Below are 20,381 nucleotides of genomic sequence, written 5' to 3' on the forward strand. Positions count from 1 at the left end.
GAAGGCAAAATTTCCCTAGCCCGCGAATCGCTTTGCGCTTGCGGGAAAGGGGCCAGATCGCTACATTCAGAGGTGCGAAAACTGAAGTTTTGTAGCGGGCTGGTCCCGTGCGAAACCTAAGAAAGGTCTCGTGAAGCTTGCTTCTCGGGGCCTTTTTCTTTTCTGCCTGTCTCGTGCCTCCTTTTTGATTGTTGCTCTTCCTCAGTCTTCCGAACGCTTCCAGCGCTCGTGAAGCTCGGTGATCAGCTGCGGGGCGTTGCCCTCAAGCCAGCTGACAAAATCGCTCTCCTCGGCCTTCAACTCGAGCTTGAGTTGCTTTCCACGACGTCCGATCGTGACAGTGGCGGCACCGACCCCCGGAATCACCGTGCCGGGCCGCCCGCGAGGGCGAGACGAGGATGTGGTCTGTTCGGGCTTCCCTGCAGCAGAGAGGACGGCCAAAAATGCATGATCGGATTTCTCGTCAATACCGCCTTGGTAGGATGTCTTGGCCTCACCCGCCAAAGCTGCAAGCAGTTCGCGATCGGCATCCGTAGCCCCCAGCAACTTCTTGAGCTCTTCCCACCTGGGCCGACCAATGCCCGGAGCGGCACCGATGGCGAGGACCAAGTCCTCCCCAACGGTGCGGACCACGCTTAACAGCTGCGACACTCCTGCCTCGGTCAGATTGAGAACCTCGGCGACACCCTTGTTAGTGCGTTCGGATGCGCTCAGATGGTCACCGTCGAGCAAGGCTGCGGCAACAAGCGCTCGTTCGATGAAGCTTAGATCCCGCCGCTCCTGGTTCTCTAACAGCTGATCACGAAGTGCCTGATCGCCCTCCATCTCTGTGACAATGGCGCGGACCTTGATCCCAAGTTCTCTGCAAGCTTCCAGTCGACGACGGCCATAGATCAGGCTGTAGCGATCACCATCAAGCGGCCGGACGAGGATTGGTACTCGCTGTCCGTTCTTGGAAATTGACGCCTTGAGGCCCGCAGTCTCAATCTGCAGCCTGTCATCGAGCCGACCTGTGGTTTCGATTTGGTCAGGCTCGATTTCGAAAACGCCGCCGCGCAGCCTGCGCCCTTCAAGAGCGTCGGGCGCGTTGCGCAGGGTCTGCAGTGGCAGTCCCAGTTTAGGCTTTCTTGCCATTGCGTCCCCACGTGTTCTGGATGATCGCCGCGATCTCGTCGTTGACGGCGTTCATGGATTCGATTGCACGATCGAAAGTCTGACGCGTGAAGTCCTTCTTGTCGGCCTCGTAGAGCGTCTGCTTCGTCAGCCCTGCATCAGAGATCGCAGTAGACTCAACCATGTGGTTGGTCAGGACTGACCTGCCGAACAGACCCCGGATGAAAGCAATGACCTCGGTCTGCGGGGCATCACCCACCTTGTAGCGGGTCGGCAGAAAGCGCAGCCAGTCGAAGCGAAGGTTTGCGCCAGCATCCCGGATGACGCCAAGCAGATCAGCGGTCATGCGCAAAAACTGCGACATGGACATCAGATCGAGCATTTGGGGGTGAACGGTAACAAGCACCCCTGAAGATGCTGAAAGGGCGGACATGGTTAAAAAACCAAGCTGCGGCGGACAGTCGATGACGACGACGTCATAGTCCGCTTCGACACTGTCGAGCGCGTCGCGCACACGGGCAAAGAATGCGCGGGCGCCGCCACGCTGAATGGCTGCCGGTGTCTCATGTTCGAATTCCATGAGCTCGAGGTTCCCGGGAATCAGGTCAAGACCACGGATGTAGGTCTTGCGGATCACGTCCGAGATCGGGACCGGTTCATCGTAGCGAACCGCATCATACAGCGTGCCACCCTCCATCAGGTCCAGCTCAGGCTGGATGCCATGCAGCGCGGAAAGGGATGCCTGGGGGTCCAGATCGATCGCAAGGACACGATATCCCTTGAGAGCCAAGCGCTGTGCAAGGTGAGCGGATGTTGTCGTTTTCCCGGACCCGCCTTTGAAGTTCACAACAGAAACAATCTGAAGCTCGTCACCGGCACGACGCCCCGGAACGTAGGTTCCAGGCTTCTTCGCGTTTGCCTCAAGAGCGTGGCGAATCTCCCAGATATCATCGAGGGTATATCGCCGGTGGCTGCCCGCAGTGGTTTCGACGTCAGCGATCTTTCCTTCTCGATGAAGCTTGCGAAGGTAGGTATGATCGACGCCAAGCAACTCGGCCGCCTCGCCGCTGGTCAGGCTGCGCATGACTTTTTTGGCGTCGGGAGGGAAGTGGGCAGCACGTTGCGCATGAAGATTGGACGCAAGAAGCTCTGCGTAGTGCCCGATGGCAATGTCCAGGTCCTGCTCAGCTTCGCTCATCTCTGCCTCGATTCGTGGGCGCGTTTTTTATGTGATCGCGCGTTATTTATCGAGACTATTGCCCGAGCTATCAGATTCGTGCAAGCTCTTTCTAGATTTGGTGTCAGTCGCTGCGTCATGCACAAGAGTAGCTAGGGTTTGCGGCAGGCTTGTCTTAGGAACCTTTCGGATATACATTACAAGACGTATATCCGCATGGGAGGTCACGATGCAGGTCGCAAAATGGGGTAACTCGCTGGCCGTCCGTTTGCCCGCGGAGCTCGTCCGAGAGCTTGGTCTCAAGGAGGGTGATCAGATCGACCTGGTCAAGGACGACGGTCGGGTCAGAGTCCGTCGCCTTGCTCGTGCGGATGAGGTACTTACCGGCCTGCGCCGCTTCCGGGGCAAGTTGTCCGCAGCAGAACGTCTGAGCCGCGACGACGCACATGAGCGTTGAGTTCGCGGACACGAATGTCGTTCTTTACCTGCTCGACGACGGCCCAAAGGCCGATCGCGCCGAGGTCATCCTGGGGCAGGGGCCCCGGATCAGCGTTCAGGTTCTAAACGAGTCACTGGTGAACTGCCGCCGCAAAGCTGGCCTCGGTTGGGAGGAAGCAGCGGCCTTTCTCGAAGGCGTGCGCGCCTTGTGTCCCGTCGAAGATCTCACCGTGCAGACCCATGACGTCGGCCGCGCTTTGGCGGAACGCTACGGCTTCTCGATCTACGACGCGATGATCGTGGCCAGCGCTTTGGTTGCGGGGTGTACCACGCTGTGGAGCGAGGACATGCAAGATGGCCTGCTGGTGGAAGGCCAGCTTCGCATCGTCAACCCCTTTGCATGAGCGAACGGCTTCTGTGCCTGAAACTGACCACAACCTTGTAATCCTTCCCTATAGTGGAGGATTTGCAAGGTTGTTAGGCTACTCAAGCAGCCCCAGCCTCTCCGCCCGCTCCAACAGCATCTTGACTGACGACGGCTGCCATCTCGTTCGGCCACGTGGTGTGCGTTCGCGCATTGATTCCAGCCGTTCACAGATCGCCTGGAGCGTAATGCCGGGATCCGCGCCCTTGATGGCGGCGACGATGGCGGGCAGGCGGTCGTCGGTTTCGCGGCGGCCGGCGCGGGCCAAAACTGTCTCGGGCAGGAAGCCGTCGCGGACATAGGCCTTCACGGCGCGCAAGAGACGGCTTTGGGTCCAGCGACGCGCCTCGGGCAAGGGGCCGTTGATGATGCGCACCACGTCTTCCCAGGCCAAGTCAGGGCGCAACCGGCGCACATGGGGCACCCAATCTTGTGCCGTTTCGTTCAGACGCTCCATGTAGCCGTCCTGTCGCGCTAGCCGCACCTTGCGAAGAGCGGCAGGGTCTTTGGCCCGCAGTCCAGGGTTTCCGCCCACGCGGCCCTTTGTGCGCGCACTGGCGAGGCCGGCCTTGGTGCGCTCCCGGATCAGGGCGCGCTCGAACTCGGCCGCAGCGCCCAAGACCTGCAGCGTGAACTTGCCCTGCGGGGATCCAGTGTCGATCGGGTCCTGGATCGAGCGAAAGAACGCACCCCTAGCCTCCAGCCGCTCGATCACTTCCAGCAGATGCGACAGAGACCGCGCAAGCCGGTCGATCCTCACGACGACCAGCGTATCGCCACTCTGGATGCGTTCGAGCACACGCGCGAGCACAGGACGCGCGCGATTGCCGCCTGAGGCGTGCTCTTCATAGATTTCGGCGCAACCCGCAGATTTCAGGGCCTGCGACTGGGGCAGGGGGGTTTGATCCTCTGTGGATACGCGCGCATAGCCTATCAATGGCATCAAAACAGTCTTTTTGCAGTTTCATATAGCGGCAATAAACGACCGTTTGTAAACGAATGCAAGTGAGTGTTCTCTCGTCGTGCTGCCGTACAATGCCTTGGTTTCCTTGCGCTGAGCGCGATCTGAGAGGGTCCGCCGGCAATCGCGCGCGCATACTATATAAAGAGCAAAGGCAACCGCCACAAAATCACTTGGGTAATGTGCAAAAGAACAGTATTTTGCACATATGAAACCTCAAGCATCCGCTTTGACTGACGATTTCGATGACTCCCTCATCACAATCGAGGAGGATGAAGAGGCTCACGAAGACGATCTCTGGTTCCTGCCTGGGCCACTCGAAGAAGAACCGGATGATTTGCCTCCCGGGCCACGGGCAGAACCACCAGACACTGCTGTCATCGAAGACTGGGCGAAAGCAGAGGGGGCTCATGCTGCGCGGCTAGCAAAGGTGGCTGGACGCCTGGGTGCTCTGGATGACCGGCTGCTGCGCGGCCCGGAAGGCTGGCGGCATCGGCTTGCTTTAATCGAGGCGGCGGATCTTAGCTGGTTCGCAGGGGACCGGGTGAGTTCTGATCGTCTGGCGCTCTGGATATCGATGCGGCTCTCGGGCGCACAGGATGACCCGAATGCCTTGGCAAGAGTTGGATGGGCCGTTCGACGCCTGACAGGCGGTCCCGGACCCATGGCTGACTTGGCTGCCTTCCTGGATCGCCGCGATCCCGAGAACATCGAAGACAGCGCTGAGCGTTTCGAGGATCGCGCGGGCGGATGGCTAGACGTAATGATAACTGCCGCCGATCTCCACCCAATCACCCGGGCTTGCATGGGCTTTCATCTCTGGAGCCTGGCAGGCCTCGGACAGCACGGCGACCAGATGGAAGCCGCCGTCACCGCCTCCAGGATCGCGGCCTGCGACGGAAGCGGCGCCATCTTCGCACCGCTCGCCATGGGCGGGGCAGGGGGACTGCGTGTTTCGGGCTTGCCAACCGAACGCTTGGCCCGCTGGTTGGACGGGATGAACAGTGCAAGTCTAACGGCGATGCGAACACTTGACGACATTGAAGCGTGGACTTGTCGGGCAGAAAACGTCATGGCGCAATTGTCTGGCCGCACGCCGGTTGCCTTGCGAAGAACTCTCTCTCAGTGGCCATTGGTCTCCGCCCCAATGGCTGAGGCCATGACCGGAGCCAGTCGCGCAGCCGTTCAGCGCAATCTGGCGTGGATGGAGGCAAGCGGCTTGATCCGCGAAGTGACAGGGCAGGGGCGGTACCGAATGTGGAAAGCGACAGACTGACCTATCGCCCAGTAATGGATGATGGCGATTCAGGCAGACTTTCAAAGAGTTACTTGGCGGCGTGTGCAGATCACATTCATTTTTTGAATGCACTCTTTCGTGGTCTGTCACGTGATTTTCTGCCAAATGCGTTCAACTGCAGCACATTTGGCGTCGCGTTCGACGCTGTTTTTCTACCCCTGCGACCGGTTAAAGCTCGCCCAAATTCTGGATCGGAATGATTGTCCGCTAGGAAATTTCCATTGGTCTCCTTTAATTCCAGCTGTTTCTGTTTCTTGAGGGGGCGAGGTGGGTCAGCGACCTTCTAGAACGGCAGCATTGACCCGTTTCCTCGGCCGAATATCCTCGAGCGCTGCATAGAATGCGGGCAACACCAAAAGGATCAGAACCGTTGCTGCTAGCAAGCCGAAGACGACTGAAATTACGAGTGGCTTGAGTGTTTGAGCCTGGGTCGAGGATTCCAGCAGCAAGGGTGCCATGCCCATGATCGTCGTCGAGACCGAGACGAAGATGGGACGGAACCGCGATCTCACAGCTTCACCTGCGGCCAGCGCAGCTGACAGTCCCTCGGCGCGGCGAGTGTTGATGACGCCGACCAGCAGGATCGCGTTGTTCACCACAATGCCCGCGAGCGACGCCGCGCCCACCAGAGACGGCATGGAGATGTCGTAGCCCATCAGGACATGGCCCCAGATCACGCCGAGAAACGCGAGCGGGATGGTGATCATCACGATCAGCGGCTCGACATAGCTGCGGAACTGAAAGCTGAGCACAAGGTAGATGCCAACGAGTCCGATCAGGAAGCCGCGCAGGATCGAGGCGACGGTTTCCGCGGAATTCGCGGCCTGCCCACCGATCTCGAAGGTCAGGCCGGGGGTGGCAGCCGCGAGGTCCGGCAGAAAGCCCTCGGCCAGGCGGGCGGTGATCGCGTCGGCATTGCCGATGCGCCCGTCCACATCGGCTGCGACCGTCAGCGTCCGCAGGCCATTGCGGCGCGTGATGGTTCCCCACCCACGTGCTTCGGTGACGGTGGCGATGCTGGACAGCGGCACGGTGCCGCCACCGGGCAGGGCGATCTCAAAAAGGCTCAGATCGTCGCGGGTGGCACGGTCCTGATCGGCCAGCCGCACCTCAAGATCCCAAGCCAGATCGCCGCGCCGGATTTCCGCAAGCTGCGTGCCGAGGAAGGCCGCGCGAAGCTGGCCAGCCACATCCGTCGCGGTCAGCCCCAGGGCCTCGGCGCCGGGCGACAGGCTCAACCGCAGTTCCGGTGCGCCAGGGCGCAGGTCTAGGATCGCGTTGCGCACACCGGCATAGGTTTCAAGCTCCGCCAAAGTGGCGCGGCCCGCCCCTTCCAGCGTTGCGAGGTCAGGGTGGCTCAGGCGTAGCTCGACCGCGATGCCCTGCGGGCCGATCCCCGGCTCGGTCAGAATCAGCGAGGTGACGCCGGGCAGTGTGCCGATCTCCTCCCGCCAGAGCGTAACGATGTCGTCCAGCGTGCTGCTACGCGTTTCGGCCCCCAGCAGGTCTACCGCGACGGTGGCGACATGGGCACCGCTCTCGCCCGCCGAGAGGTTGCGGCCCAGCCGGGTGATGCGGCGGATCACCAGCGGTTGTGCCTCGGGCTGGTCTGGGGTGAGGCGGGCGTTGACCCGGTCCAGTGCCGCCTCAACCTCCGCGACCGCCTCGGTCATGCGCAACAGCGGGGTACCCGCGGGCAGCATCAGCCGCGCCTCGAGCACGTCGCCGTCGATTTCGGGCATCGCCTCGCGCTTGACCAGGCCGCCGCCCAAGGCGCCGACCGTCAGGATCAAGGCCCCGATGGCCAGCCCTGCGACCAGCCAGCGCGCCTTGATCGCGGCATCGGCCAGACGGCCTACGCCCCGCTCGCGCAGGGCGTCGAAGCCGGCGTCGAAGCGTTTGCGAAAGCGGGAGGGGGCAGTATCCTTCATCCCGCCCTTCAGATGATGGGGCAGGATCAGGAAGGCCTCGATCAGGGAGGCGGCGAGTGCGGCCAGCAGGACCACCGGCAGAACCTCCAGCACCGCGCCCAGTTCGCCTGCAAGGAAGGCCAGGGGCAGGAACACGGCAAGCGTCGTGAGAAAGGATGAGATCACGCCTGGCGCCACGGTCGCGACCCCGGCAGCCACGGTCTCGACCGTAGCGCCTTTGGCGGCGTGTACCGCGATGGAATCCGCGATCACGATGGAATCATCCATCACGATCCCGATCGCCATCAGAAGCGCGACCAGCGTCATCATGTTCAGGCTGAGCCCGGTCAGCCCCATCCAGACAAACGCCCCGGCAAAGGCCACGGGCAGGCCCATCGCAGCCCAGATTGCGAAACCGGGGCGGAAGAACAGACTCATCACGACGACGACCAGGACAAGCCCGATGACGCCGTTCTGTACCAGCATCACCAGCCGGTCGCGGATGATGGAGGTCACATCCTGCACCACTTCGACAGTGATCGCGCCCGGTAGGCGGGCGGTTTCCTCGGCCACCAACGCGGCGACCCCGTCGAGCACCCGAAGCGCGTCGGCATCCAGCGCCTTTGATACGTCGAGCACGATGGCAGGTACCCCGTCGACAAAGGCCCGGTCCTGCGGCGGTTCGAACCGTTCCTCGATCACCGCCACGTCACCCAAGGTCAGCGTCGCGCCGTTCGGCAGCACAAGCACGGGGATTGTGGCCAGCGCCGTCACCGTGTCGCGTTCGGCGGTGAAACGCAGGGTCAGGTCCGCGCCCTCCCCCTCCAAAGTGCCGGCTGGCAGGTCGATGTTCTGCGCGGCGATGGCGGCGGCCAGCGTCGACGGTGTAAGCCCGTGGCTGTCGAGAACGGCGCGCTCCGCGATGATGGTCAGTGTCCGGGTTCCGAGGCCTCCGCGGGTGACGCCCGCGACACCTGGCAGGGCGGTAAGGCGGTCCGACAGCGCGTCGGCGTAAAGATCCAACTCGCCCAGCGGTAGATCGCCCGATATGGCGACCGAAGTGACCGGATCGGAGCGGTGCAATTCACGGACGACAGCCGGATCGGCGCGGTCCGGGAAGGTGTCGATGGCCGAAACCTCGGTGCGCAAGGAATTGACGAAGCGCAGCGCGTCATTGCCGGGCGCCATGGTTGCAACGGCGCGCGCGCGGCCGGTCTGAGCGGAGCAGGTGAAGGTTTCCAGCCCCTCGACACCCTGCACGCCATCCCAGAGCGGCGCGCAGATGGCGGTTTCGACATCTGCGGCGGCAGCACCCCTATAGGGCACGGTGATCTCGGCCTCGACCGCGCGGAAGTCGGGAAATGTCTCGCGCAAGAGACCGGGTGCTGCAAAGACGCCCGCTGCAAGGAACAACAGAAGCAGCAGGTTGCCCGCCGTCGGGTGGCCGGTGAACCAGCGGATCATTGCTGGACCTCGACCGGCGTTAGCGCCATGCCGGGGATGGCCGGAGCGATGTCGTCGATCACCACGCGGTCGCCAGGCGACAGGCCTTCGGCGATCACGATAAAGCCACCTTGCGCGAAGGCGGCGGTGACGGGCCGCAATTCCAGCAGGTCATCGGGACCAAGGATACTTACCATGCCGCCATGCAAGGCGGCCTCGGGGATCGCGATGGCGCCTGTGAGGGGAGCACCCGAAAAAGAAAGCTGCACCTGCATATTGGGCACCAGCGGCAGGCGGCGAGGCGGGTCCGCGTCCTCATAGGGGTGGTCAACCCTGACGACGACCGGCACGGTGCGCGCACGTGCATCCAGCGCGCCCTCGATCCGGCTGATGTGGGCGGTCCAGATTTGCGTCGGGTCCGACAGCGGGCTGAGCGTCACATCAATGCGCGTGACGGGCATGTCGTTCATCATGTCCGCTAGGGAGATGCCTTCTGCTGCATCTCCCACGAGCCGTCGAAAACTGTCGATCGGCAAATGCGCCACGACCTCGGCTGCCGCGATCCCGTCGGCACGAATCACCACATGGCCAGGAGCGACGGTCTGAAACTGCTCTGCAGTCACCTCAGTCACCCGGAGGTCGAACGGCGTCGTCAGGGTCGTGCGGTTGAGCGACCGGCGCGCACGGTCGATGGCGGCCTCGCTGCGCGCGACCTGTGCCGCTATCCGCGCCTCGCGGGACGGGATCAGGGCGAGCGTGTTTTCCAGCTCCGCCACCGTGCGGCGGGCCAGAAGTGTGGCGCGTTCGGCCTCGTCAGCGCGCGATTGTGGGACGGTGCCCTGTTCGGTCAGTGTGCGGGTGCGGGTCAGGTCGGCCTCGGCCAGTTCCAAGCGGGCACGTTCCAGATCAAGGATTTGGGCCGTATTGGCCGCCTCGGCGGCCAGTTGAGCACTCTCGGCGGCAAGTGCCGCAAGATCGGCCTGCGATTGCGCAAGCGCCAGTTCGTAATCGGCCGGGTCTATCTGCAACACCTCGGTTTCGGCCGGGATCAGGCGTCCGGCTTCCAGATCAGGATGGCGCCAGATCACCTCGCCCTGCACCTCGGCCACGGCGACCCAGGTGTCGGCCGCCCTTAGATTGCCCCAGGCGGTTGCCGTCGGGCGGATATCCTCCGCTGCGACCGTCATCACCCGGACGGGCAGGCCGGGCGCGCGCCCTTCGATCTGCGCCGGACCGGGCGCATTCGCGACCATCCAGACCGCAATCGCAGCACCAAGAGCAATGGGCGGAATGGCAAGAAGTGGGGCCAGACGCATGGGCTCAGTCCTGCGCACGGCGCATCCGCGCCAGCGTTCCGTCACGCAACACGAACTGATGGTAGAGCGCGCCGACCACATGCAGGGCGACCAAAGCCAGCAGGACAATCTTCAACACATTGTGCCCCTGCGCTGCGGCTTCGACCCCGCCGAACCACGCGACGGACCCGCTGAGCGGCATCAGGATCATCAGCGCGTAAAGGCCCATATGGGTAAGCTTGGCAAGAATGCCCTGGACTTTGCTGGCCTCGATCGCTGGGGGCACCCCGCGCCGCGCGCGCAGGGTCAACCGCCACAGCGCGAAGATCATCACCAGCGCGCCGCCCGCAACGTGGGCAAGGACCAGCGGGTCGAATCCTGTCTCCAGCCCATCCGTGATGCGGCCCCAGGCAGCCGACATCGCGTCCTTGAAGAGATATTGCTGCGAGATCAACGCGAAGACGAGCCAATGCAGCGCGATCTGCAGGCGGGAATAGCCGGTGGGGGCGTTTGTGGCGGGCATGGCGAGGATCCTTTCGGTCGGGGCGGGCGACTCGGGATAGAGCTTGCGGTTGGCAATAGTATATGTTAGTGAGTTATAACTAACAAGAGGTGACGCATGTCAGGCCGTCAAAGCGCTGAAGAGAGAAAGGCACAAATCGTGTCCGAGGTTCTGCGACTGGCCGATGAGATCGGACCCGACCGGCTGAGCACCACGGAGGTCGCGCGTGCCATCGGTCTCAGTCAGCCTGCGATCTTCAGGCATTTCCCCACCAAGGGCGCGCTCTGGCTGGCGGTGGCCGAGGATATCGCTGACCGGTTGCAGAGTTACTGGGCTGCGGCCGAGGCGGGTGCCACTGGGCCGCACGCGCGCCTGAAAGCGCTGATCGGTGCGCAACTGACGGCCATTGCTGAAACGCCTGCCCTGCCGTCGATCCTGTTCTCGCGCGAGTTGCAGGTGGACAATCCAGCCCTGCGCGACGTGTTCCGGGAGCTTCTGGGCGCCTTTCAGGGCCGCCTTGTTGCCGTGGTCCATGATCTTCAGGCTGCGGGCGAGATGAAACGCCATGTCAGCCCGGAGGATGCCGCCATCCTCCTGACCTCGCTGGTGCAGGGCGTCGCGATCCGTTGGACGCTTGGCGCGCGGGGCTTTGCGCTCGTGCCGGAGGGGTTGCGGCTGTTTGACGTGCAGATGGAACTTCTACGCCCAAAGGAGGGCGCTTGCGATGCCTAGGTGTTCAGTCCCGGCATCTGGTGGATCGGATTTAGGATGAATCGATCTGGCTCTGATGTCCAGATTTTGGAGATGTACTCGTAGGGCGTGAGACCGTTCAGGGTCTTCAATCGGCGCGGAAAATTGTAGGCGTCTAGGAAATCGTTGAGATGTCCGCGAAGCTGATCATGGCTGTCGTAGTGATACCGCTTCACCGTTGCGTCCTTGATTGTACGGTTCATCCTCTCGACCTGGCCGTTGGTCCACGGATGGTTGGGCTTGGTCAGACGATGCTCGATATCGTTTGCCTCGCAGATCATATCAAAACGCATTTTGCGGAATGTCACGCTGTTCCGGTTCCGCGGTTGGTCTGCAAACTGGATACCATTGTCAGTGAGGATTGTATGGATGCGGTAGGGCACCCTTTCCAAAAGGTGTTCAAGGAATTTCCAAGCCGTCTTGCGATTGGCCTTCTCTACCAACTGCGCCACGGCGAACTTGCTGGTGCGGTCAATGGTGACAAAGAGATAGAGTTTGCCTTCCTCGGTCCTGACCTCGGCAATATCGATGTGGAAATAGCCAATCGGGTATCTCTTGAACTTTTGCCGTTTGGGCTTGCCCCCATCCATATCGGGCAGTCGAGAGATACCATGCCGCTGAAGGCAGCGGTGCAATGAAGATCGCGTCAGATGCGGGATCGATGGCTGCAATGCATAGAGACAGTCATCCAGCGGCAGCAATGTGTGCCGTCAAAACGCGACCACCATGGCCTCTTCTTCCTCGCTGAGAACGGTTGAGCGCGGTTCTTTTGGCCCGGTCTTCAGATCTTCAACGGTTTGGCGTTTCCGCCACTTCGCCACCGTCTTGGGGTTGACCCCAAGTTCCCGGCTCAGTTCCGCGATCGAAGTTTGCGATCGCTGTATTGCTGCTCTGACGGCGTGCGTAGTCGTGGCGCTGCCATGACGAACTTGTCCCATAAGGCTTCCTTCCATTCCAACGAAAGGATCACACCATCAAACCGTGGGATCAAACACCTAGAACCAGCCTGACGCTCCGCATAGCGGGCGGTGTTGCGATTGCCTTTGGCGTGCTGACCATTTTCTCTGGTGGCCGAACACTGCTCGGATCAGCTGACATGGGAGCAGTCGTACCCTTCGTGCTGTGGTTCAACACGCTGGCCGGGCTTGCATATTTCATAGCAGGCCTTGGCCTTTGGCAGGGGCGGCGATGGGCATGGCCCCTATCGTTCGCACTCTTCGCCGCAACGCTGTTGGTCTTTGCTGCCTTCGGTCTGCACGTCGCCCGGGGCGGAGCCTTCGAGATGCGTACCGTTTTCGCCATGGCCCTGCGCGGCGCGGTCTGGGGCTGGATCGCGTGGGTGGCGCGTCAGGCATTTTCGCGTCGGTAGACGCAATCGGCCAGAGTGCTGCGGTTGAGATCGGCGACAAACGCCGCCTCGGCATGGGCTAGCCGCGCCTTCAACCGGCAGTGCGGGGTCAGGGTGCAGGCATTGTTGCCGGCAGAAAAGCATTCCACCAGCGCCTGATCGGCTTCGAGCACCGCCACCACATCGCCGAGGCGAATGTCCTCGGGCGCGCGGGCAAGCATGGCGCCGCCACCACCGCCGCGCCGGGTCTCGAGAAGACCTGCCGCGGCAAGTGCCGAGATCACCTTGGCCAGATGGTTGCGGGAGACACGGAATTCATCGGCGAGTTCCGACGTGGTGAAGGCCCGGTCGGGTGCGCCCGCCATCCGCATCAGAACGCGCAGGCCGTAATCGGTGAAGGAGGTGAGGCGCAAGGTCGCGCTCCTTATTTGGTAGTTGAAATGCGCATTCGCAAGATGGTATGCGCATTGAAAATACCAATTCGCTACGGCCCACGCAAGGACCCGGCGACGCGCCAGTGAAAGGGCTCGCGATGAAAGACCTCCCCGAAACGGATGTGCCGCAGGACACCGGCGCGATGATCGACCATATCCTGACACGCTATCATGAGATGCACCGGGAGGATCTCGCCTCGCTCATGCCGCTGGCCGACCGGGTCGAACGGGTGCACGCGGACGATCCCGACGCGCCCACGGGGCTCGCCGCCGCCATCCGGACGCTCGCCGGCGAGATGGAGGATCACATGATGAAGGAGGAGATGATTTTGTTTCCGGCCATGCGCGCGGGCGGTGGGCCGGGCATCGAACACCCCATCGCGGTGATGCGCGCCGACCACGACGATCACGCCGAAAACATTGCGCTGATCCGGCGACTCACCTGCGATCTGACGCCGCCCGAGCACGCCTGCGGCTCCTGGCGCTCGCTCTATGGCGGCCTGTCGGCGCTGTTCGACGACCTTGCAGCCCATATCGCGCTGGAGAATGACGTGCTGTTCCCGCGATTCGAGCCGGCTTGAGGCGAAGATGCTGCTCGCGGGAGTGAAAGTCGAAGGACGCGGCGGGACGGATCGTCTTCTGGACGCGGTGGCTGACCGGCTAACGCGGGACGGCGTCCGGCTGGTGGGTGCGTTGCGCGCGGCCTCGCCCGATGCCGGATCGGGGTCGTGCGACTGCGATCTCTGGATTCTGCCCAACGGGCCGCGCTGGCGCATCACGCAGGATCTCGGACCCGGCGCCACCGCCTGCCGGATGGACGCGGACGCCTTCGAGCAGGCCGTCGGTCTGGCGATGTCGCGGCTGCAGGCTGGCCGGACGGACCTTGTGATCCTGAACAAGTTCGGCCTGAGCGAGGCGGAGGGGCGCGGCTTCCGCGGGCTGATCGCCGAGGCGCTGGCCGGCGGCGTTCCTGTCCTGACGGGCCTCTCTGAAACCCACAGGGCCGCATTCGACCGCTACGCCGATGGGATGGCGACGATTCTCGCACCGACCGAGGCTGCCGTCATGGACTGGTGCAACGCCGCCGTCGGAACCGTGGCCGAGGAGGGCGCGACGCCATGAGCGGACAGGCGACCTACGCCTCGCCCCCCTGCATGGCGGCGGAGGTGGACCCGACCTATTTCGATCCGCTTGGCACGGATGCGCAGCAGGCGCGCGATGTCGTGCGCTGGCGTCGGGCCGAACGTACAAGGCTGGCTGGCCTTAGGGAGGGGTTGGGCCAGACAGGACGGGCGCAGGCGAGTAATTCCATCTGCGGTCATCTCGAAACAGTCCTTGCCGCGCGGGGGACTCTCCGGGCGACTGTGTTTGCCGGCTACTGGCCGATCCGAGGAGAACCGGATCTGTGCCCGTTCCTGTCCGATCTTCACGCGGCGGGCGTCCGTATCGCGCTGCCGATGGTGGAGACCCCCGCAGCGCCGCTCGTGTTCCGACGATGGACGCCGGGCATGCGTATGCTGCGTGGCCATTGGAACATCCCCGTTCCGCCGCCCGAGGCGGAGGTCCTGGTGCCCGATATCGCGCTTGCGCCCTGCCTCGGCTGGGACGAGAGTTGTTACCGGCTCGGCTGGGGCGGCGGCTATTATGACCGGACACTTGCCGCGCTTTCACCGCGCCCCGTCACCATCGGCGTCGCGCTTGCGGCAGCCCGACTGACCACAATCTACCCGCAGCCCCATGACGTTCCCCTCGACATGATCGTGACCGAGACGGGCGTATCGGGGGAGCGAAAGGACCCATCATGACCCCGACGAGCGAACCAACGGCCCGGTTGTGGCCCGGCGAAGGCGCGATCGCACGGCTTGCCTGCCTTGTGCTGCAACCGGTTCTGACGCGCGTTGTCCGTCGGGTCGCGGCGCGGCACCCGTCGCTCTTCGCGCGGCTCGGTCCACACCAGGCGACCGATTTCCTGATCGATCCTGTGGAGCTGCCCTTTGCGCTGCATCTGCGCCCCGACCCGCAGGCGCTGGTCTTTCGCGCCGTGCCGCGCGATGCGGCGCCACAGGCCGGGGCCACGATCCGCGGGCGTTTCCTGCTGCTTTTGGAACTGATCGACGCCGAGCAGGACGGCGACGCGGCCTTCTTCTCGCGCGATCTGGAAGTCAGCGGGGACACCGAGGCCGTCGTTCGTCTTCGGAACGCGCTCGACGACATGGACGGCTCGCTGGCCGAGGAGACGTCGGCGATGTTCGGGCCAGCCGGACGGGCGGTTCTCGCACGGTTGCGGCGGGCCTATCCGGATGCCACCAAACCGAGGGAATACGCATGAGCCTTGCCGAACTGATCTGCCCCGCTGGCACCCCCGCCGCACTGCGCACCGCCGTCGACGCGGGCGCCGATGCCGTTTATTGCGGCTTCCAGGATGCGACCAATGCGCGGAACTTTCCGGGGCTGAACTTCACCCCCGATGAATTGGCCGGGGCGGTCGTCTATGCCCATGCGCGCGGCACCAAGGTGCTGCTGGCGCTTAACACCTATCCGCCCGCAGGCAAGGTGGATCTCTGGCGGCAAGCGGCTGACACCGGCGCGCGGCTGGGCGTGGATGCGTTCATCGTCGCCGATATGGGCGTGGCCGACTATATCGCCCGGACGTATCCGGGCATCCGGCTGCACCTGTCGGTGCAGGCCGCGGCCTCATCGCCCGAGGCGATCCGCTACTATTGCGAGAATTTCGGTGTAAAGCGCGTGGTCCTGCCGCGCATCCTGACGATCCCTGAGATCCGCCAGATCCGCCGCGAAATTCCCTGCGAGATCGAGACCTTTATCTTCGGCAATCACGGGCTGATGGTCGAGGGGCGCTGCAGCCTGACCAACTACTTGACGGGTCAATCCACGAACATGGACGGCGTGTGCTCGCCTGCCTCAGATGTGGAATATGTGCGCGACGCCGACGGGTCGATGTCCTCGCAGCTGGCGGGTTTCACCATCGACCGTTTCGGGCCCGAGGAAAAGGCCGGCTATCCCACCATCTGCAAGGGCCGCTACACCGCGCCCCATCGCCCCGAGGGCTACTACGCCTTCGAGGAACCCGTCAGCCTGAATCTGTCGCGGCTCCTGCCAGAATTGATCGAGGCGGGCGTACATGCCTTCAAGATCGAAGGGCGTCAGCGGTCGAAGAGCTATGTCCGCGGCGTTGTGCGCGCGTTCCGCGCAGCGGTGGACGACATCAAGGCGGGACGCGACGCAAACATCGCCGACCTGATCGCCCTGACCGAGGGGCAGAAACAGACCCAGGGCGCCTTCGAGACAAAGAAATGGCGGTGAAGACCATGACGAAACTGACGCTCGGCCCCATCGCCTATCACTGGCCCGCAGACGCCAGGCGTGACTTCTATGCGCGCATCGCCGACGAGGCGCCCGTGGATGAGGTTTATCTGGGCGAGGTGATCTGCTCCAAGCGCGCGCCCTTCCACGAGGCAGACCTGCCCGCCACGATCGAGCGACTGGAACGCGCAGGCAAGACCGTGATCCTGTCGATGCTAGCCGAGGTCATGCTGAAGCGCGAACGCCGCGCGACCGAGGATCTGGCCGCGATGGAGGCGCCCGAGATCGAGATCAACAATGCCGCTGGCCTCTTTGCGCGCGGCAAACGCCCGCACCGGATCGGCCCCTTCATGAACGCCTATAACGAGGCGACCATCGCCTGGATGGCCGGGAAGGGCGCGACCCATATGTGCCTGCCGGCCGAGATGCCGGCCCCGGCCATCGCCGCTGCGGCGCGGGCCGCGCGCGCTCTGGGGCTCGGCGTCGAGGTGCAGGTCTACGGCCGCGCCTCTCTGGCGGTGTCGGCGCGATGCTATCACGCCCGCGCGCACGGCCGCACCAAGGACAACTGCCAGTTCGTCTGTGAAGAAGACCCCGACGGCATGGCGCTGCGCACCCGCGACGACCGGCCGATCCTGCGGGTGAACGGCATACAGACCCTGTCGGAAAGCTATATCGACCTGCTCCCCGAGGCTGCCCGTCTGGTTGCCGATGGCGTGACGCACCTGCGGCTCATGCCACAGGCGGTGGACATGGTCGCGGTGACGCAGGTGTTCCGCGATGTGCTTGATGGGCGCATGCCGACTGGCGAGGCCGATGCTCACCTTGCGATGCTGAGCGGGGATGCGGGCCTGAGCAACGGTTTCTATCATGGCACGGCAGGCTACCGCCGCATTGCCGCCGCCGCGTCGGCCTGAGCGCGCAAGGGACGCCACAAATGACCTCGACCACCGAACAGATGCGCGCCTGGACCGGACCCGCGATCCTGGCCTACGGGTTCCGCCCGTTCTTCTTCGGTGCGGCCGTCTGGGCTGCGCTGGCGATGGTGCTTTGGGTGCCGATGCTGTCAGGGCACCTGATGTTGCCCACAGCCTTTGACCCTGTGTCATGGCACGCGCACGAGTTCCTCTACGGTTATCTCGGTGCCGTCGTCGCGGGCTTTCTCCTGACTGCGGTGCCGAACTGGACGGGGCGCCTGCCGATCGTCGGCTGGCCGCTGGGCGGGCTGGCGGCTCTGTGGCTCGCAGGGCGCGTGGCTGTGATCTTTTCGGCGGGGTTGCCGGCGCTGCTGGTGGCGGCGGTCGACCTTGCCTTCCCGGTCGTGCTGGCCATGGTGATCGGGCGCGAAATCGTGGCGGGCCGGAACTGGCGCAATCTGATCGTGCTGGGGATGCTCGCGGTCTTTGCCCTCGGCAACGCGCTGTTTCACTGGGAGGCTGCGCGAGGCGAGTATGCCGCACAAGGCTATGGCCTGCGGTTGGGCCTCGGCGCGGGCATCTTGATGATCGCGGTCATTGGCGGCCGCATAGTGCCGTCCTTCACCCGCAACTGGCTGGTGAAACAGCGCAGCGCCGTCCTGCCCGTGGCGCCGATGCAGTCCTTCGACAAGGGGGCGCTCGCGGCTCTTCTGGTGGCGCTTGTGCTGTGGGTTGCGCTGCCTCTGGGGACGCTGACCGGGTTCTCGCTTGCGCTGGCAGGCGTGTTGCACGCCCTGCGATTGGCCCGTTGGGCCGGGCACCGTACCTTCGCCGAGCCGCTGGTGACTGTGTTGCACGCAGGCTATGCCTTCGTGCCGCTGGGAGCTCTCGCATTGGCCGCAGAAATCTTGGCTCCCGGGTCCTTCGGAATGGCGAGCGCGCAGCATTTCTGGATGGTGGGGGCAATCGGCCTGATGACACTGGCGGTGATGACACGCGCCACGCTTGGTCATACCGGGCAGGACCTGCGGGCGGGAGCAGGGACCGTCGTGATCTATCTGGCCCTGATCCTGTCCGTATTCGCGCGGGTCGCGGGCGGCGTATGGCCCGAATTTTCCAGCCCGTTGCACACGGTGTCCGGGCTGTCGTGGATCGTCGCCTTCGGCAGCTTTGCGGTCATTTACGGCGGGCTCTTGCTACGTCTGCCCGCCGCCAAGCGGATCTGAGGTGCGCACCGATGGGATGGTTCGAGTTCGCCCTGGCCTATGTCGTGTTCTTCCTGTCGCATTCCTTGCCCGTGCGCCCGCCGTTGCGGCCTCGGCTTCAAGCCCGACTAGGCGCTTCCGGCTTCACACTGGCCTATTCCGCCCTGTCGCTGGCGGTGCTTTCCTGGTTGATCGGGGCGGCGGGTCGCGCACCGCATGTCACCCTTTGGGATTGGGCCCCATGGCAGGTCCATGTCCCACTGACGGTCATGGGGCCGGTCTGCTTGATCCTTGCGCTGGCCATCGCGCGGCCCAACCCGTTCTCCTTCGGCGGCGCCCGCAACGACCTGTTCGATCCGGCGCGCCCCGGCATCGTCCGGTGGTCGCGTCATCCGCTTCTTGCCGCGCTGGCGCTTTGGGCGGCGGCCCATGTCGTGCCCAATGGAGATCTGGCCCACGTGATCCTGTTCGGCACCTTCGCCGCCTTCGCGCTGCTGGGAGGTCGATTGATCGACCGGCGCAAACGCCGTGAGATGGGGCCAGAGTGGCAACGGATGCGTAATCGCGTGGCGGACGCGCCGCTCCTCTCGGCGTCCCCGTCGGGGGGCACTCTCCTGCGGCTTGCGGCAGGCATTGCGCTTTATGTGGCGCTGCTCTGGGCGCATCCATTTCTTTTTGGAGTCAGCCCGCTTCCCTGAACGTCAATCCTTGATGTCTTCGATCCAGGTCTTCGCGGCGACGGCACGAGGCAGGCCAAGCGGGCCGATGGCCAGCATCGCCACCTGCATGATCGCCTCAGCCTCAATCCCCTCCGATCTGGCGCGCCGGGTGTGGGAATGGACCGCGCCTTCGGAGCCCGCGCCAATCGCGAGGGCGAGCTTGACGAGGCGCTTCTCACGATCCGTCAGGGGGCCGCATTCGGCTGTTGCCTTGCCCAAGGCAGCATAGGCCTTCCAGACATCGGGGTGTTCCTCGGCGAGATCTCCGGCGGCGCCGGGCATGGATTTGGTCATCTGTCAGTCCCTCAGGTTGAAAAGTCATCAATCAGTGGATTTGGTTTCGCAAAGCGCTCAAGGTCCGCCTGATTGTCGATGGAGATGCGGGTGCCGGTCACGGTAACGCCGTAGGGCTGCAGCCCCTTGAAGGCGCGGCTGAGATTTTCAGGGGTCATGCCCAGCACCGAGGCCAGGCGCCGCTTCTCGAAATTCAGTTCGAACGCGGCCCCGCCGCCTGCGTGCCTTTGTTGCCTGAGCAAGTAGTTCGCGAGCCGCTCGAGCGACGTTCTGAGTTTCAGATCCTTCTGCGCCTTGATGACCGAGCGATAGCACTGTGCCAGTTCCGTGACGATCGCACGGGCAAAGTTGCCGTCAGCATCAAAGATCGCGCGCACGTCCTGACTGGGGATCAGCGCGATCCGGCTTTTCTCGAGCGTACGGGCCGACATCAGGTAGGGCGCATCCTTAATGGTCGCGGCAAGAATGAAGGTCGAGATCGGGCGGACAGTGGCCATGCTGGTCTCGCGACCGTTCCATGACGAAAACAGATCGACCGAGCCCGAAATGACGATATGAAGAAAATCGCTCGGTTCTCCTTCGGTGATCAATTCGATCTGCGCAGGGAAATTCTGCACATAGGCGCCACGCATCAAGGATGTGAAATTATCATCCGCCATATGCGTAAAGAGATCGAGTTTTCGAATATCCCGGTATTCGGAATCGGGCATGTCGGTCCCCCTTCGACTTTGTGCGCTCAACAAATGGCACCAAATCAATTGATATATGTCAACCCGTCGGTTGACCCTCGCGACCACAGCCTTGATTTGCGCCCGCGCACCGGATGACAT

At 63.4% G+C, this 20,381-nt stretch carries 22 protein-coding genes and 1 pseudogene; 13 read left to right on the top strand and 10 right to left on the bottom strand.

Features of this window, described 5'->3' with window-relative positions:
* Positions 1 to 201: 201 nt before the first annotated feature.
* On the bottom strand, positions 202 to 1,134 hold the full coding sequence (repB, locus tag PXK01_RS17280) for a plasmid partitioning protein RepB (protein WP_028288626.1): 933 nt from the start codon (positions 1,132 to 1,134) through the stop codon (positions 202 to 204).
* Entirely contained in the window at positions 1,118 to 2,311 is a 1,194-nt protein-coding gene (gene repA / locus PXK01_RS17285) for a plasmid partitioning protein RepA (RefSeq protein WP_009503867.1), read from the bottom strand. The genes repB and repA overlap by 17 nt, the downstream gene beginning before the upstream one ends.
* Before the next feature lie 208 nt (positions 2,312 to 2,519).
* On the opposite strand from repA, the gene PXK01_RS17290 reads away from it, so the two are divergent.
* The gene (locus PXK01_RS17290) at positions 2,520 to 2,747 is read left to right on the top strand and encodes an AbrB/MazE/SpoVT family DNA-binding domain-containing protein (protein ID WP_009503866.1); all 228 of its coding nucleotides are present in this window, start codon (positions 2,520 to 2,522) and stop codon (positions 2,745 to 2,747) included.
* Positions 2,737 to 3,132: a PIN domain-containing protein gene (locus tag PXK01_RS17295; RefSeq protein WP_028288627.1), complete on the top strand. Its 396-nt coding sequence runs from the start codon at positions 2,737 to 2,739 to the stop codon at positions 3,130 to 3,132. Before PXK01_RS17290 ends, PXK01_RS17295 begins: the two co-directional genes overlap by 11 nt.
* A gap of 78 nt (positions 3,133 to 3,210) precedes the next feature.
* On the opposite strand, the gene PXK01_RS17300 is transcribed toward PXK01_RS17295, so the two are convergent.
* The gene (locus PXK01_RS17300; RefSeq protein ID WP_274861062.1) at positions 3,211 to 4,095 is read right to left on the bottom strand and encodes a recombinase family protein; all 885 of its coding nucleotides are present in this window, start codon (positions 4,093 to 4,095) and stop codon (positions 3,211 to 3,213) included.
* A gap of 226 nt (positions 4,096 to 4,321) precedes the next feature.
* Between PXK01_RS17300 and PXK01_RS17305 the strand changes: the two genes are divergently transcribed.
* On the top strand, positions 4,322 to 5,389 hold the full coding sequence (locus PXK01_RS17305; protein WP_274861063.1) for a hypothetical protein: 1,068 nt from the start codon (positions 4,322 to 4,324) through the stop codon (positions 5,387 to 5,389).
* Positions 5,390 to 5,682: 293 nt separating this feature from the next.
* Here the strand turns inward: PXK01_RS17305 and PXK01_RS17310 are convergent, their stop codons facing one another.
* The 3 genes from PXK01_RS17310 to PXK01_RS17320 are packed head-to-tail and all read right to left on the bottom strand — an operon-like array spanning position 5,683 to position 10,581.
* Positions 5,683 to 8,784, bottom strand: a complete 3,102-nt coding sequence (locus PXK01_RS17310) for an efflux RND transporter permease subunit (RefSeq protein WP_274861065.1) — start codon at positions 8,782 to 8,784, stop codon at positions 5,683 to 5,685.
* Positions 8,781 to 10,079 (bottom strand): efflux RND transporter periplasmic adaptor subunit, encoded by a 1,299-nt coding sequence (locus PXK01_RS17315; RefSeq protein WP_274861066.1) that lies wholly within the window; start codon positions 10,077 to 10,079, stop codon positions 8,781 to 8,783. The genes PXK01_RS17310 and PXK01_RS17315 overlap by 4 nt, the downstream gene beginning before the upstream one ends.
* 4 nt (positions 10,080 to 10,083) lie before the next feature.
* Positions 10,084 to 10,581 (bottom strand): cytochrome b, encoded by a 498-nt coding sequence (locus PXK01_RS17320; RefSeq protein WP_274861068.1) that lies wholly within the window; start codon positions 10,579 to 10,581, stop codon positions 10,084 to 10,086.
* Between the two features lie 138 nt (positions 10,582 to 10,719).
* Here PXK01_RS17320 and PXK01_RS17325 point away from each other — a divergent pair, with 138 nt between their 5' ends.
* A complete protein-coding gene (locus tag PXK01_RS17325; RefSeq protein ID WP_274861071.1) occupies positions 10,720 to 11,292 on the top strand; it encodes a TetR/AcrR family transcriptional regulator in 573 nt (190 codons plus the stop codon).
* On the opposite strand, the pseudogene PXK01_RS17330 reads toward PXK01_RS17325, so the two are convergent.
* A pseudogene (locus PXK01_RS17330) lies at positions 11,289 to 12,248 on the bottom strand (IS481 family transposase). The gene PXK01_RS17325 and the pseudogene PXK01_RS17330 sit on opposite strands and share 4 nt — an antisense overlap.
* A 158-nt stretch (positions 12,249 to 12,406) precedes the next feature.
* On the opposite strand from PXK01_RS17330, the gene PXK01_RS17335 reads away from it, so the two are divergent.
* A complete protein-coding gene (locus PXK01_RS17335; RefSeq protein ID WP_274861072.1) occupies positions 12,407 to 12,679 on the top strand; it encodes a hypothetical protein in 273 nt (90 codons plus the stop codon).
* Here the strand turns inward: PXK01_RS17335 and PXK01_RS17340 are convergent.
* Positions 12,658 to 13,071: an RrF2 family transcriptional regulator gene (locus tag PXK01_RS17340; protein ID WP_274861073.1), complete on the bottom strand. Its 414-nt coding sequence runs from the start codon at positions 13,069 to 13,071 to the stop codon at positions 12,658 to 12,660. The genes PXK01_RS17335 and PXK01_RS17340 overlap by 22 nt on opposite strands.
* Positions 13,072 to 13,190: 119 nt before the next feature.
* On the opposite strand from PXK01_RS17340, the gene PXK01_RS17345 reads away from it, so the two are divergent.
* The 8 genes from PXK01_RS17345 to PXK01_RS17380 are packed head-to-tail and all read left to right on the top strand — an operon-like array spanning position 13,191 to position 19,236.
* A complete protein-coding gene (locus PXK01_RS17345) occupies positions 13,191 to 13,673 on the top strand; it encodes a hemerythrin domain-containing protein (protein ID WP_274861074.1) in 483 nt (160 codons plus the stop codon).
* 7 nt (positions 13,674 to 13,680) lie between these two features.
* Complete coding sequence (locus tag PXK01_RS17350; RefSeq protein WP_274861075.1) at positions 13,681 to 14,214, top strand: DUF2478 domain-containing protein; 534 nt, start codon at positions 13,681 to 13,683, stop codon at positions 14,212 to 14,214.
* A complete protein-coding gene (locus PXK01_RS17355) occupies positions 14,211 to 14,897 on the top strand; it encodes a 5-formyltetrahydrofolate cyclo-ligase (protein ID WP_274861077.1) in 687 nt (228 codons plus the stop codon). Before PXK01_RS17350 ends, PXK01_RS17355 begins: the two co-directional genes overlap by 4 nt.
* Positions 14,894 to 15,421: a ubiquinone anaerobic biosynthesis accessory factor UbiT gene (gene ubiT, locus PXK01_RS17360; protein ID WP_274861078.1), complete on the top strand. Its 528-nt coding sequence runs from the start codon at positions 14,894 to 14,896 to the stop codon at positions 15,419 to 15,421. The genes PXK01_RS17355 and ubiT overlap by 4 nt, the downstream gene beginning before the upstream one ends.
* Positions 15,418 to 16,416 (top strand): ubiquinone anaerobic biosynthesis protein UbiU, encoded by a 999-nt coding sequence (gene ubiU, locus PXK01_RS17365; protein ID WP_274861079.1) that lies wholly within the window; start codon positions 15,418 to 15,420, stop codon positions 16,414 to 16,416. The genes ubiT and ubiU overlap by 4 nt, the downstream gene beginning before the upstream one ends.
* Before the next feature lie 5 nt (positions 16,417 to 16,421).
* Positions 16,422 to 17,333: a ubiquinone anaerobic biosynthesis protein UbiV gene (gene ubiV, locus PXK01_RS17370; RefSeq protein ID WP_274861080.1), complete on the top strand. Its 912-nt coding sequence runs from the start codon at positions 16,422 to 16,424 to the stop codon at positions 17,331 to 17,333.
* A 20-nt stretch (positions 17,334 to 17,353) separates the two neighbouring features.
* Positions 17,354 to 18,559 (top strand): NnrS family protein, encoded by a 1,206-nt coding sequence (locus PXK01_RS17375; protein WP_274861082.1) that lies wholly within the window; start codon positions 17,354 to 17,356, stop codon positions 18,557 to 18,559.
* 11 nt (positions 18,560 to 18,570) lie between these two features.
* Complete coding sequence (locus tag PXK01_RS17380) at positions 18,571 to 19,236, top strand: NnrU family protein (protein ID WP_274861083.1); 666 nt, start codon at positions 18,571 to 18,573, stop codon at positions 19,234 to 19,236.
* A 3-nt stretch (positions 19,237 to 19,239) separates the two neighbouring features.
* Here the strand turns inward: PXK01_RS17380 and PXK01_RS17385 are convergent, their stop codons facing one another.
* Together PXK01_RS17385 and PXK01_RS17390 are read right to left on the bottom strand one after the other, a co-directional pair.
* Positions 19,240 to 19,551: a carboxymuconolactone decarboxylase family protein gene (locus tag PXK01_RS17385; RefSeq protein WP_274848022.1), complete on the bottom strand. Its 312-nt coding sequence runs from the start codon at positions 19,549 to 19,551 to the stop codon at positions 19,240 to 19,242.
* Between the two features lie 11 nt (positions 19,552 to 19,562).
* Positions 19,563 to 20,261 carry a cyclic nucleotide-binding domain-containing protein gene (locus tag PXK01_RS17390; protein ID WP_274861085.1) on the bottom strand — a complete coding sequence of 233 codons (699 nt, stop codon included), beginning with the start codon at positions 20,259 to 20,261 and terminating at the stop codon, positions 19,563 to 19,565.
* Positions 20,262 to 20,381 lie beyond the last annotated feature (120 nt).

This window comes from Phaeobacter sp. PT47_59, from assembly GCF_028890025.1.
Classification (GTDB): Bacteria; Pseudomonadota; Alphaproteobacteria; order Rhodobacterales; family Rhodobacteraceae; genus Phycobacter.